This window comes from Rhodoferax sp., from assembly GCF_030646845.1.
In the GTDB taxonomy this organism is placed as follows: Bacteria; Pseudomonadota; Gammaproteobacteria; order Burkholderiales; family Burkholderiaceae_C; genus Rhodoferax.
Genome location: NZ_JAUSLE010000021.1, coordinates 114932 through 127762 on the forward strand (window position 1 = coordinate 114932; position 12831 = coordinate 127762).

The following is a 12831-nucleotide window of genomic DNA, read 5'->3' on the forward strand; positions in this document are numbered from 1 at the left end:
TGCAATGCGCATACATAAGGGCTCTCTCGAAAACCGAGACCGACAGAATCTGCAGACAACTGTAGAAGGACGAGGCGGATTCAAGTCTTGGGTATTCCGGGCGACCGTGACCGGTCATTTTGGTCAAACTCCCAAATCGGTCACGATCGACCGGAATCAGTGTTCACGATAAACCAGAATCGTCGGTCACGGTTTCCCGGAATACGCACCAAGGCGTCACAGCTGAAATCGTCGATGACATTAAACAGTCGAATGCTCCTGCCGTCTTCCAAGGTGTCGTGCATGAAGTCCATCGACCAGACTTGGTTGATGGCTGCGGGCACCGCCAGCGGCTCTGGCTTCTCGCCCACCAGACGCTTTCGGGGTTTGATCCTGAGGTTGAGTTCCAACTCACGGTAAATGCGATATACGCGTTGGTGGTTCCAGCCAAAGCTCTTCACATCGCGCAGGTACAGGTAGCACAGCCCGAAGTCCCAGTTGCGGTGGTTGCCCGTCAGACGGATCAGCCAATCAGCAGTTTCGTCGTTCTCAGCGTTTTCTTTGGATTCGTAGCGGTAGCAGGATTCGCTTACCGAGAATACCGCGCAAGCGACACGTATGGCAACCCCACGCTGTTGCACCGCCTCTCTGGCCATCTCGCGCCGGCGAGAGACGGACGGGCTACTTTTTTGCGAGGTACTCAGCCGCTATTTCCGCCTTGAGCTTCTCTTCGATGTATAGCTTCTTAAGGCGCCGACTCTCTTCTTCGCGCTTTTTCATCCGGTCATCAGGGAAGTGTCCATGCCGCCGAATCTGGCACGCCATTTATTAAAAGTGGCGGTGCTGACACCCAACTCCCGGCAGACCTCGGGCACGGCCAAGCCCGCTTCAACGCGCTTGAGCGCATCCATGATTTGGCTATCAGTAAATCTTGATTTCTTCATGTAGAACTTCTTTTCTAGAAAATTCTACTTCTCACGCCTTTGGTTTTTCGGGGGGATTACCGGTGCGACCAACTCGCCGGCGAACGGGTTTGCGGCAATCAGCGTTTGGGGGTGCCCACCGGTCCACGTCGCGACTGCGACTGATTGCTGCCGCCGACATGCGACTCACGGTCGCTACGACTGTCGGGCGTACGCTGCCCCTGGTTTAGCTGCGTGGCCGCTTTTTCACCCAGCTTGTTGGTGTCGTTCTCAACCTTGCCGCTTTGGGGCGTCTGTTTGTCGCGTGGATTTGTCTTGTTTGTCATGGTGAACTCCTTGAAGTAGATAGGCGGAAGCGTTTTTCAGCCACCGTCCAAACAATACAGGAAGTCAAGGCCGCCCGCAAACCCATGCGTCATGTCGCCTCACTCCATTTTCGAAAAAAGCGGCCAGTCGCCGAACGTCACGGATATACATTAGTGTCAACGCCGAATTGGCCAAGGATGCCGATCTTTCCTGAGCATGAACCAAAACCCTGTTGACCCTGTTCGTCTGCCCGCTGAGTCAGGAAATTCCGGTGCGCGCACGGGGCTGATGCTGTTGTTGGCGCTTGCATTGTCCGGGGCGCTGTACCTGTGGCTGCCCTTCGACGTCACGGTCAAAAAGGGCCTGTGCCTCTTGCTTTTTATCGGCGTTCTTTGGTTGACGGAGGCACTGCACCTGGCCGTGACTGCCCTGCTGGTGCCCCTCATTGCCTTGCTGATGGGTTTTCCCGGTTTGACCACCACGAAGGCTTTCGCGCCCTTTGCCGACCCCATTGTTTTCCTGTTCTTTGGCGGCTTCGCCCTGGCCACCGCTTTGCGCGTTCAGCAACTGGACCGCAAGATGGCCTTTGCGCTGCTGGCCTTGTCCAGGGGGCATCTGGGCAGGGCCGTCGGTCTGTTGTTTGCTGCCACCGCCGTTTTGTCCATGGGCATCAGCAACACCGCCACGGTGGCCATGATGCTGCCGTTGACCTTGGGCATCCTGAGCCCGCTGGACGCCGGGCGCGAGCGAAGCACCTACGTCTTTGTGTTGCTGGGTGTGGCCTATGCGGCCAGCATCGGCGGATTGGGGACCCTGGTGGGGTCGCCCCCCAATGCCATCGCCGCCCGCGCTGCCGGCATTGACTTTGCCGGCTGGCTGTGGATTGGCCTGCCGCTGGTGCTTGTGCTCATGCCGCTGATGGCGCTGGCGCTGTGGCTGGTGCTGCGGCCGCATCTGAACCGCACGGTGCAGCTGGAGATGAGCGATGTGCCCTGGAACGGCCCCCGTCGCCTGACTTTGGTGGTGTTTGTATTGACTGCTCTGGGGTGGACGCTGGGAGGTGAACCCCTCAGACGCCTGGGTATTCACAGCCCGGACACGTTTTTTGCGGTGGCCGCAGCCATTGCCGTGATGGCCCTGCGGCTGGCGAGTTGGCGCCAGGTGGCCGAGCACACCGATTGGGGTGTCCTGCTGCTGTTTGGCGGCGGGCTGGCCGTGAGCGAGATACTGGGCACGTCGGGTGCCTCGCTGGTGCTGGGTGATCAGGTGGCGCACGCGCTGCAGGGAGCCAGCCCCGGGGTGATTCTGCTTGCAGTGACCGCCTTCATGGTGCTGCTGAGCGAGTTTGCCAGCAACACGGCTGCTGCCGCCTTGCTGATCCCGGTGTTTGCCGCCATCGCGGGACGCATGGGATTGCCGCCAGAAGTGCTGATCCTGCTGGTCGCTCTGGCGGCTTCTTGTGGCTTTGCCTTGCCGGTGGCCACGCCGCCGAATGCGCTGGTGTTTGGTTCGGGTCATGTGCCCCAGCGCGCCATGCTGCGCGTCGGGGTCGCGTTCGACGCGGTCTGCATTGGCGTGCTGACGATATGGGGCTTGCTGGCGCTGGCCAGAGCCGCCACCGCCGGCGGCTGATCGGACCGGGTGGGGCCTGCCTGCCGGGCTGTGACCCAAGCCAGGCTGTCATGGGGACAAAGCCCGACGCAGTTCAGAATTTGGGGAGCCGGATGCGACTGACCATCAATGAGCCGGAGAGTGCAAACAGCAAGACAAGTGGGTGCAGTATGAAGCCGGAAAATTCGAGCTGCCCGAACCAGAGTGACTCATGCAGCGCGCCTTGCATGGCCGCGACAAACAGCACCATGACCAGTGCAAGCGATGTCGGGATCGGCGTTCCCTCGAAGTATTTCACCTTGTCCTGGCCTTGAGACAGGGTCTCGGCTGTCACGTTGTAGCGAGCCAGGCGCGAGACGCCACACGCGACAAAATAGACCAGGACGATACGGTCGAACAGACCCTGCATACCGCAACCATACGCAATCAGGGCGGGGGCGACGCCGAAGGAGATGACGTCGGCGAGTGAATCAAGTTCACGTCCCATGGCCGAGGTTTTCTGTCGCCACCGGGCAATCCGTCCGTCCAGCACGTCAAATACCAGAGCGGCCAAGACCAGCCCGCAGGCAAAGTAGATGTGGATGACATCGCTGGCTTGCAGGTAGGTCATCATGGAGAACATGGCGCCGGTACCGCACACCGCATTTCCCAGAGTGAACCAGTCGGCCAGGTGGAACTCCCGAATCATTGAAAAAGGTTTTTGCATGGTGCGTGTCCTCGTAAAGAGCAGATTACTCCACTTTTTCAGAAAGTGATATCCGTGACGCCTATGTTGCTGCACGAGCCGACAAGCCAGCGTCGTCGAACTCCGTCTCTTGACGTAGGACAAATGGAACAACTGCGGTTTTCACGCGCCTGTCCACGCCACGGGCACGTGTGCAAACCCACGGCCGCATGATTTTTGTCGCCCCAGACCGGTTCGCGGGCAGCGCTGTCAAGGGTGATCAACCCTGCTCGGGGTAGCCCGTGATTGCCTGAATGTCCCGGTACAGCGGTTGCAGGCGGTGGTACATGCGGCAGTAGACGCGGCGGTAGAGCTGATCGTAAGTGCGGGCATGTTCGGGCTCGGGCTCAAACACCTGGCCGATGCGCGTCATCTCACGCACGGCGGTGGCAAAGTCAGGGTGTAGCTTGAGGCCGACAGCGGCCAGCATTGCCGCGCCCAGACCGCTGGTCTCATACAAGTGCGGCCGTTCGCAGGGCAGGTTGAAAACATTGGCGGTGATCTGCATCGCCGCGTCGCTTTGCGAGCCGCCGCCGGACACCCGCACCCGCGTGATGCGCTGCCCGCCACGTTTCTCGATGCGCTCCTTGCCTTCCCGCAACGCATACGCCAGCCCTTCCAGAATGGCGCGATACAGGTGGGCGCGCGTGTGCACGTCGCCGAAACCGATCACCGCGCCTTTGGCCTCCGGTCCGGGCACCTTGATGCCGGGGTTCCAGAACGGTTGCAGCATCAGCCCCTGCGAGCCGGGCGGCACGCTGTTGACGAGGGCATCAAACAGGCTCTCGGCTGTCACGCCCCGTTGCCGGGCTATTTGCTGCTCGTGCAGGCCGAACTGCTCCTTGAACCAGTTCACCATCCAGAAGCCGCGCGTGATCTGGATCTCGGTGTTGTAGTGGCCCGGCACCGCCGCTTGGTAGGGCGGGATGAAACGTGTCGCCTCCAGGTAGCGCGGTGTGGTGGTGTTGATTGTTGCGGCTGTGCCGTAAGACAGGCAGGCAATCTCGGGGGTGAGGCAGCCAGCACCGATGACTTCGCAGGCCTTGTCGGCGGCACCGGCGATCACGGACATCCCTTCTGGAATCCCGGTATCCAGCGCGACCTGGGCACTGACCTGCCCAATGATGCTACCCGCCGGCACCAGCTCGGGCAGCATGGCCGCGGTGATGGGCATGGCCTGCCACTTCCAGTCGTGCTTTGGCGCCCAGCAGCCCTTTTTGTAGTCAAACGGGATATAGCCCACCTGCGAGGCGACCGAGTCCACAAAGCGGCCGGTCAAACGGTAGTTGAGGTAGCCGGAGAGCAGCAGGTATTTATCCGTTTGGGCCCAGATGTCAGGTTGGTTCTGGGCGATCCAGTTGGCTTCGGCCTCCTTCTGGAAGTGGTGGACGGTGTCAATCATGCCGATCACCCGAAAAGCAGCCTCCCACCACCAACTGAGCTTTGGTGTCTGCTCGGCGCGGCGCTGGTCCAGCCAGATCATGGCGGGGCGCAAGGGCTGGCCCTGCTTGTCCAGCGCGATGGTGGTGCCGCGCTGGGTGGTGACGACCACGCCGGCAATCGCACTCCTGGGAACCGCGGTGTTGGCCCACAGGCGCTGGCAGGCCTGGCACATGGCTTGCCAGAAGGCCTCGGGGTCGTTTTCCATCCAGCCCGGCTGGGGGGACTGGTAGGTGTCAATAGTCACCTGCGCCTTGTCCACCAGATTGCCGTGCAGGTCAAACAGCAGGGCGCGCACGCTTTGGGTGCCGTTGTCGATGGCCAGCAGGTAGGTCTTGCTCATGGGATTGGAGCCTCTTGAATCGGACCGGGCAGCCTGTAGTGGGCGGCAATCAGCGCGCGGTAGCGATCAATTTCGGCTTGCCATTGCGCGTCGTCCCAGTCCAGATGCGGCTCGCACAGGGCGCGGATGCGCGCCAGATGGTCCAGGCCACCGCGCGGCAGCAGAATGCCCAGCCGGGTGCGCCGCAACAGCAAGTCGTCCAGATGCACCACTGCCTCATGCCGGGCCGCCACAGCCAGTTCCAGCCACAGGGTGTTGGTGCCGGGAATGGTTTGCAGGTCGGCCTCAGACGCGTGAAGGCTCAGTTCCCCGGCGCGATAGCCATAGCGGGCCGCCAGCCGATGCCGCACCGATGGGCTCCAGCGTGGGTTCAGCGCGCCCGCCGGCGTGAACATGACGGCGTCGTCGCGCGCAAATGGCTGGCCCACGTGCACTGCGGCCAGCGCCAGCGCATCCTGCGCCATCAACCGGAAGGTGGTCAGTTTGCCACCCGTCAGCGTGATCAGCCCGGATTCATCAAGCACCACATGGTCCCGCGCGGCCTGCGACGCCGTGCCGCTGCCGTCATCGACTACTGGCCGCACACCGGCATAACAGGCGCTGACATCGGTGGCGCGCAAGGCGGCCGCAGGGAACTGGTCGTTGACCGCTTCGATCAGGTAGTCCACTTCCGCCTGTGTGATGGACGCCTCGACATCGAGATCTTCGCGGTGATCGAGGTCGGTGGTGCCGATCAGCGTGGCGCCCTCCCAGGGGTAGAGGAACACGGGCCGGCCGTCGCGCGGATGCATCAGGCTGATGGACTGCGCCACCGGCAGGCGCCAGAACGGCACCACCAGATGACTACCGCGCAGCGGGCGCAACAGGGGCTTGCCACCCACCGCGCCGCGCAGCCGGTCGGCCCAGGCGCCGGTGGCGTTGACCACGGTTTTGGCGCGCACCTGATGGGGCTGGCCCGTTGTCACGTCCTGCACGGTGATGCCGCAGACCCGGCCCGCATCCAGTTGCAGCCCGCGCGCCGCCAAGTAGTTGAGTACCAGCGCCCCGTCGCGCTGCGCCTCTGACAGGACGCGCCAGACCAGCCGCGCGTCATCGGTCTTGGCGTCCTGGAACACCATGGACCCGCGCATGCCGGGAGGCGCCAGGCCCGGTGCCAGCGTCCGCGTGGTCGCGAGATTGGCCCAGCCGAGGCTGCGATGCCCGGCCATCAGGTCGTACACCCTCAAGCCCAGTTGAAACAGCCGGCGGCCCGGCTTGCGTCCCGCGCAATCGGCAAACAGAAAGCTCTGCGGCTCGATCAACTCGGGCGCCTCGCGCAGCAGCCGGTCGCGCTCGCGCACCGAATGCAGGGTGGTCTTGATGTCGCCTTCTTTCAGGTAGCGCAGGCCGCCATGCACCAGCTTGGACGACCGGCTGGAGGTGCCCCACGCAAAATCGCGCTGCTCGATCAGCAGCACCTTCCAGCCGCGGCGCGCTGCTTGCTGCGCCACGCCCGCACCACTGATGCCGCCACCAATCACGACCAGGTCCCAGGTCCGGGCGTCAAGCTGCGCCAGGGCCTGGCTGCGCCTGTCGCTTGGGCTCAACTCGCCCATGGGCCTTCGTCCTGCAACAACTTGCCGGGGTTCATGATTCTTTCTGGATCGAAGTGGCGGCACAGCTCAGTCAGCGTGGCCATGCCGAGCGGTCCTTTCTCGTCGGCCAGGTGCGCCGCGTGGTCACGCCCGACGCCGTGCTGGTGGCTCACCGTACCGCCGTGGGCAGCTATTGTTGCGGCCACTGCCGTTTTGAGCCGCTGCCAGCGCTCGAAGTTCGGCGCAAAGCCGCCCGGCGCCGTGGCCCAGACAAACTGCGAATAAATGCTGCTGCCCTGCGGGTACAGGTGCGACAGATGGGTGAAGGCATGTACCCGTTCGCCGTATTGCGCAAACACATCGCGCGCCGCCTGTTCCATCGCCAGCATCAGGTGCTTGACCTGGGGCCAGTCGACGGCGGTCTCGATGGTGTCGGCCGAGTAGCCCAGCTCCCACAAGGTGTTGCGCAGATAGGGACCCTTGAAGCGGTTGGCCGCCCACTTGCTGCCCATGGCGGGTCCGATGTAGACACTGCCATGCTTGGCCAATCCCCGCCGGGCTTCACGCAAGGCGTGGCGGGCGGTGCGCTTGTCTGCGGTCACGCCCAGCATCAGCATGCATTTGCCGTCACCACAGCCGCGCCAGGTCAGATAGCGCTGCAGCCAGCCAATCAGGCGCGCGTGGCCGGCCAGCGTGAGGTTGGTTTCGGTCTCGATCCCGTTGGACAGGCGCAGCATGCTCAGGGGCAGTTTGCGCTGCACCAGCTCGCGCACCGCGGACTCGGCGGCGTCCCAGCTGGGGAAGAACAGGGCGTGAAAGCTTTCGTGCTCAGGCAGGAATGACACCCGTACCGTCGCCTCGGTCAGAATGCCGAAGCGCCCCTCCGAGCCCATCACCAGTTCGCGCAAGTCCGGCCCGGCGCTGGCGGCCGGCACGGTCGGGAGGGTGAGTGTGCCGACCGGCGACTCCAGCCGGCCGCCCGCAAACAATTGCTCGATGCGCCCATAGCGCAGCGACTGCTGCCCGCTGGAGCGCGTCACCACCCAGCCACCCACGGTCGAGTACTCAAACGACTGCGGAAAATGCCCCAGCGTGTAGCCCTGCGCGCGCAACTGCGCCTCCACCAGCGGCCCTGGCGTGCCGGCGCCGAAGGTCGCCAACTGGCTTGGCTTGTCCAGGTGCAGCAGGCGGTTGAGGCGGCTTAAGCTGATCGACAGGATGGGCCGCTGGCTGATGGGGCAGTCCAGGTGCCCGGCGACACTGGTGCCACCGGCAAACGGGATCACGATCCAGTTACGCTCGTGCGCCAGGTCCAGCAGCTCACGCACCTGCTCAGTGGATTCGGGAAAAGCCACGCCGTCGGGCACCGGGGGCAGGGCGCCAAAGCGCTTGCGGATCCAGTCCGCAAAGCTTTCGCCCATGGCCATGGCGAAGCGGGTGGCGGCGTCGGTCTGGATCAGTGCATGGGTCGGCAGGCGCGAAGCAGGGATCTGGGCGAGCAGCGCTTCGCGCGTCGCATCGTGCCCGGGAAGTCCGGGCCCCAGCCGGGCGCTGATCATGGCGCGCGCCTCGTCGTTCAGACTCATCGAAGTGGCATCATCGCCCCAGCCGTTCCATCGTCGCATGGGCTACTCCGTTCAGTCAGTTTGGACGTCAGGCGCGAGAATCTTTAAGCTATTTTAGCCCCCATCCCCCGTCAAATGAGCGTTAACAGCTATCGAAAAAATAGCAACGCATGAGACCGGGTTCGACCCGCAACCATTCGCCCCCGGTAACGCTGCCGTCTGTATCCGGCCTATTCACGGATGCGCGATATCTTTCTTGGTGAACAGGTAGTCCTTCAGTTCGCTGGAAAACTTCGGGTCCTTACGCCGGATCCACTCCAGCACCATGGCAGCGTGCTCTTTCTCCTCGTCCCGATTGTGTTCAAGGATTGCCTTGAGTTCGATGTCCTTGCATGCATCGGCACGCTGGTTGTACCAGTCCACCGCTTCGAGCTCTTCCATCAGGGAAACGATGGCTCTGTGCATGTCGCGCGTTTCGTGGGACAACTCCTCTACGGGCTCGTGATATCCAATACTCGACATTTTTTTTCCTTTGTGTTGATTGTTTTCGCTGCGGACCGCATTGGCTGCCATGACAAAGGCCGCCATCCGGGCAGCATCAGCAAGGCGGGCAAGGCCAACTCACCGGGCGCCTCACATAGAGTAACGCAAGCGTCTGGAGAATCCATCGCGCCCGGACTGCGACCCTGCCAGTAACAAGGCGAGCGTCGACAGGCCACCTGTCGGCCTATTTCTCCGGATAGCTGCCCTTGGGATATCCCACGCGAGCCAATGCTTTTTTGACACGGGCATTGAAAGCATCACTGACGCTGTCGATGCCCTGGTCCACCACGTTGCTCGCATCGCTGATGCGAACCTTGAGCAGATCGGCGTTGCTGTCGATGGCGCCACGCCCTTGTGACTCGAACTTCTTGCCGGCCTTCACCAGCGCTTCGAAGGCTTTCTCGCCCTTGGTGCCCGTTGAGGTCGTGACCTTGGCCAGTGCGCCCAGGCCTGCCAGCCAGATGGCGCGCTGGGAATCGATCAGCTTCAGTGAGGCGTCCCGTGTCAAATGCACGACGCTGGTGACTTTTCTGCGGCTTCGGGTCGCCACCTGCTTCAAGGTCGCCGGTGGGGTCTCCGCGGTCGCTTTGGTTTTTGCCACTGCGGCTTTGACCCGGGTTTTGGCAACAGCTGTCTTGGCGACGACGGCCCTGGTTCTTGACTTGGCAGCGGCCTTTTTGGCTACTGTTGTGGTTTTCTTTGCAGTGGTTTTTGTCGCCATGAAAAACTCCCTCGATGATGGATGAATCCGGCCAATGAGTCAGTGCCTGTCAGTGCATGGCCGTGCTGCAGCAACAAGTGTCTCTGCGCCGGTTCAACGATGGCAACCGGGATTGACGCAGTGACATGCGCGGAATTGTTCCCTGATTAATCGGGTATCGTCAAGCCATGCTGCGCAAGTCCCCCTCTCTTTCTTCATCGCGATTCGAGGCTGTGGACGCCGTGCGTGGCCTGGCCATGGTGTGGATGACGGCGTTCCACTTCTGTTTTGACCTGAATCACTTTGGTTACTGGCGGCAGGATTTCTACCGTGATCCATTCTGGACCTGGCAGCGCACCCTGATCCTGAGCCTCTTCCTGTTTTCTGCGGGGGTGGGGCAAGCGGTCGCGGTAGCACAGGGGCAGAGCTGGACCCGTTTTTGGCGTCGCTGGGTGCAGGTGGCCGGATGTGCGCTGCTGGTGACCCTGGGGTCCTGGCTGATGTACCCGCAGAGTTTTATCTATTTTGGTGTACTGCACGGCATTGCGTTGATGCTGATCATCGCGCGCCTGACGGCGCACTGGGGTGCCTGGTTGTGGCTGCTGGGTGCCGCGGCGATCGCTATCAAATTCATAGCTGTCTACGCACTGCATTCGGGGGCTTCTCTCCAATTTGTGGATGCCTTGAACGGACCCATGCTCAACTGGCTGGGTCTGATTACGCGCAAGCCGATCACCGAAGACTACGTGCCACTGTTGCCCTGGCTGGGGGTGATGTGGTGGGGTGTAGCGGCAGGGTCCTGGTTGTCGGGTCCGGGTGCCGGGTGCCTGTCATTGAAGCTGCCGGTCGCGTTCAAATCATTGGCGAGAATCGGGCGCTGGAGCCTGAGCTACTACGTGCTGCATCAGCCCGTGATGATTGGTGCGTTGATGGCGATTGGCTGGCTCGTCAAATAAGAGCGGCGGCCAAAAAAAACGCGGCTTCAAGCCGCGTTTTTTGCAGCCGAGCCGGCAGGCTTATTCGATTTTGGCCTTGGCGCGCAAGTCTTCCTGGTATTTGGACATCTTCTGCTGCTGCAACTGTTGTGCAATTTGAGGCTTGACGTCTTCAAATTTCGGCAATTGCGCGTCACGGACATCGTCCAGGCGAATGATGTGATAGCCGAATTGGGTCTTCACCGGTGTCTCGGTGGTCTTGCCTTTGGCCAGTTTGCTCAGGGCGTCGGAGAATTCCGCTACGTAGTTGCCGGCATTGGCCCAGTCGAGGTCGCCACCGTTGGCGCCGGAGCCTGGGTCTTTGGAGGATTTTTTGGCAATTTCTTCAAATTTCCCGCCCTTTTTCAGCTGGGCAATGATGGCTTTGGCCTCGTCTTCCTTGTCAACCAGGATGTGGCGGGCACGGTATTCCTTGCCACTGTTGGCGGCGGCGAATTTGTCGTACTCGGCCTTGATTTCGGCATCGGTGACAGGGTTGGCCTTTTGATAGTTGCCAAAGAGCTCGCGGATCAGAAGTGTCTGGCGCGCCAACTCCATCTGGGTCTTGAAGTCGTCGGTGGTGTCCAGTCCCTGTTTCTGGGCTTCCTGGATGAAGATTTCACGGGCGATGACTTCCTCTTTGAGCTGCCCCTGCATTTCAGGTGTGACCGGACGGCCCGAGCGGGCGATCTGCTGTGCCAGTGCGTCCACGCGTGACTTCGGAACGGCTTTGCCGTTGACGATTGCCACATTTTGCGCCAGGACGACCGGTGCCAGAGTGCCCAGCATCGCGGCCGCTGCAATGGCCGATATCAGTTTCATTTTCATTCGGGTTTCCTAAGTAGCAAGATCTAAAAAGAAGTCAAGAAAGACGGCCTTCGCAGCCAGGTTCAGACGGTCGGCGCCTGGGCCTCAATGGCCAGTGCGTGCAGGCCTTGGTCCATGAAATCTTGCAGCGCATCATACACAAGGCGATGGCGCATGACGGCTGACTTTCCGGTGAACAGCCCGGAGGTGATGCGCACCCGGAAGTGGGTGCCAAAGCCGGTGCCGTTGGCTCCGGCATGCCCGTTGTGCTGAAAGCTTTCATCCACCACCTCCAGCGTGACGGGCTGGAGGGTTTCGCGCAATCGCTGTTCAAGCTGCTGCGCCGTGGGGCCTGCCGATGGGGTCGTGGGTGTCATGGTGTTGGGCCTCAGGCCTTGGGTTCTTCGGGTTTGAGATAGCGCGAGATATAAAAACCCTGGCCAATAATGAAAACCAGTGGAAATGCATAGCCCCACAATTTGAAGTTGACCCAGGCTTCCGTGCTGTAGTAGGCGGCCACATAGGCATTGATCAGCGACATGAAGGCGCAATAGGCCACCCACACCACGTTCAGACGCATCCACACCGGATCTGGCAATTCGAGCTGGCTGCCCAGCATCAGTTTGAGAAAGTTCTTCTTCATCACCCAAACCGCGACGGCCAAGGCAATGGCCATGGCTGCGTACAGCACCGTGGGTTTCCACTTGATGAACCGGTCGTCATGCAGCACCAGCGTCAATGCCCCAAAAACCAGCACCAGGGCCAGGGTGACCTTGTGCATGGCTGTGAGTTTGCGATCAATCGCGTAGATCAGGCCCATCTGGACCAGGGTGGCGGCCATGAGCACGCCGGTTCCTACATAAATGTCGTAGGCCTTGTAGGCGCCAAAAAACAGCAGGATGGGGAAGAAGTCGATCAGTATTTTCATTTAGGCGTGAAGTTTAACGAAGCCGAGTTCATGCAATAGCGCAGACCGGTGGGCGCCGGGCCGTCTTCAAACACATGGCCCAGATGTGCGCCGCAGTCGGCACAGTGCACCTCGGTGCGACGCATGCCCAATTTGCCATCGACCTTGGTGCCAACGGCGGCCTCGTCGATCGGCTGGAAATAGCTGGGCCAGCCGCAGCCTGACTCGAACTTGGTGCTGGCATCAAACAGGGGCTTGTCGCAACATATGCACTTGTAGATGCCGGGCGCCTTGTTGTCCTCCAGCCGGCCGGTGTAGGCGCGTTCGGTGGCTTCATGGCGAGTGACCTCGAAGGCCAGTGGCTCGGCGCCTTTTTCTTTGAGCAGGGCTTTCCACTGCTCGTCGGTTTTTTCAATCTTGTAGGTCATCAGAGTG

Annotated in this window: 13 protein-coding genes and 1 pseudogene; 2 read left to right on the forward strand and 12 right to left on the reverse strand. The window is 61.4% G+C overall.

Annotated elements, in window-relative coordinates; translation table 11 throughout:
• Positions 1 to 209 precede the first annotated feature (209 nt).
• A pseudogene (locus Q7T10_RS05725) lies at positions 210 to 923 on the reverse strand (transposase); the annotation flags it as partial.
• Between the two features lie 98 nt (positions 924 to 1021).
• Positions 1022 to 1228, reverse strand: a complete 207-nt coding sequence (locus tag Q7T10_RS05730) for a hypothetical protein (RefSeq protein WP_304746844.1) — start codon at positions 1226 to 1228, stop codon at positions 1022 to 1024.
• 196 nt (positions 1229 to 1424) lie between these two features.
• On the opposite strand from Q7T10_RS05730, the gene Q7T10_RS05735 reads away from it, so the two are divergent.
• Positions 1425 to 2840 (forward strand): DASS family sodium-coupled anion symporter, encoded by a 1416-nt coding sequence (locus tag Q7T10_RS05735; RefSeq protein ID WP_304746845.1) that lies wholly within the window; start codon positions 1425 to 1427, stop codon positions 2838 to 2840.
• Between the two features lie 73 nt (positions 2841 to 2913).
• Here Q7T10_RS05735 and pssA read toward each other — a convergent pair whose 3' ends face one another.
• The 6 genes from pssA to Q7T10_RS05765 all read right to left on the reverse strand — a co-directional run bounded on the left by pssA (position 2914) and on the right by Q7T10_RS05765 (position 9729).
• The gene (gene pssA / locus Q7T10_RS05740) at positions 2914 to 3525 is read right to left on the reverse strand and encodes a CDP-diacylglycerol--serine O-phosphatidyltransferase (protein WP_304746846.1); all 612 of its coding nucleotides are present in this window, start codon (positions 3523 to 3525) and stop codon (positions 2914 to 2916) included.
• 238 nt (positions 3526 to 3763) lie between these two features.
• Complete coding sequence (locus Q7T10_RS05745; protein ID WP_304746847.1) at positions 3764 to 5326, reverse strand: FGGY-family carbohydrate kinase; 1563 nt, start codon at positions 5324 to 5326, stop codon at positions 3764 to 3766.
• Positions 5323 to 6921 carry a glycerol-3-phosphate dehydrogenase/oxidase gene (locus tag Q7T10_RS05750; RefSeq protein WP_304746848.1) on the reverse strand — a complete coding sequence of 533 codons (1599 nt, stop codon included), beginning with the start codon at positions 6919 to 6921 and terminating at the stop codon, positions 5323 to 5325. Before Q7T10_RS05750 ends, Q7T10_RS05745 begins: the two co-directional genes overlap by 4 nt.
• Entirely contained in the window at positions 6909 to 8525 is a 1617-nt protein-coding gene (locus Q7T10_RS05755) for an FAD-binding oxidoreductase (protein WP_304746849.1), read from the reverse strand. Before Q7T10_RS05755 ends, Q7T10_RS05750 begins: the two co-directional genes overlap by 13 nt.
• Positions 8526 to 8699: 174 nt before the next feature.
• A complete protein-coding gene (locus Q7T10_RS05760; protein ID WP_304746850.1) occupies positions 8700 to 8987 on the reverse strand; it encodes a ferritin-like domain-containing protein in 288 nt (95 codons plus the stop codon).
• Between the two features lie 205 nt (positions 8988 to 9192).
• Complete coding sequence (locus tag Q7T10_RS05765; protein ID WP_304746851.1) at positions 9193 to 9729, reverse strand: phasin family protein; 537 nt, start codon at positions 9727 to 9729, stop codon at positions 9193 to 9195.
• A 167-nt stretch (positions 9730 to 9896) separates the two neighbouring features.
• On the opposite strand from Q7T10_RS05765, the gene Q7T10_RS05770 reads away from it, so the two are divergent.
• Positions 9897 to 10664: a DUF1624 domain-containing protein gene (locus Q7T10_RS05770; protein WP_304746852.1), complete on the forward strand. Its 768-nt coding sequence runs from the start codon at positions 9897 to 9899 to the stop codon at positions 10662 to 10664.
• Positions 10665 to 10724: 60 nt separating this feature from the next.
• On the opposite strand, the gene Q7T10_RS05775 is transcribed toward Q7T10_RS05770, so the two are convergent.
• The 4 genes from Q7T10_RS05775 to msrB all read right to left on the reverse strand — a co-directional run bounded on the left by Q7T10_RS05775 (position 10725) and on the right by msrB (position 12824).
• Positions 10725 to 11510, reverse strand: coding sequence for a peptidylprolyl isomerase (locus Q7T10_RS05775; RefSeq protein ID WP_304746853.1), 786 nt, complete (start codon positions 11508 to 11510; stop codon positions 10725 to 10727).
• 62 nt (positions 11511 to 11572) lie between these two features.
• Entirely contained in the window at positions 11573 to 11866 is a 294-nt protein-coding gene (locus Q7T10_RS05780) for a BolA family transcriptional regulator (protein ID WP_304746854.1), read from the reverse strand.
• An 11-nt stretch (positions 11867 to 11877) separates the two neighbouring features.
• The gene (locus Q7T10_RS05785) at positions 11878 to 12417 is read right to left on the reverse strand and encodes a septation protein A (protein WP_304746855.1); all 540 of its coding nucleotides are present in this window, start codon (positions 12415 to 12417) and stop codon (positions 11878 to 11880) included.
• On the reverse strand, positions 12414 to 12824 hold the full coding sequence (msrB, locus tag Q7T10_RS05790; RefSeq protein WP_304746856.1) for a peptide-methionine (R)-S-oxide reductase MsrB: 411 nt from the start codon (positions 12822 to 12824) through the stop codon (positions 12414 to 12416). Before msrB ends, Q7T10_RS05785 begins: the two co-directional genes overlap by 4 nt.
• Positions 12825 to 12831 lie beyond the last annotated feature (7 nt).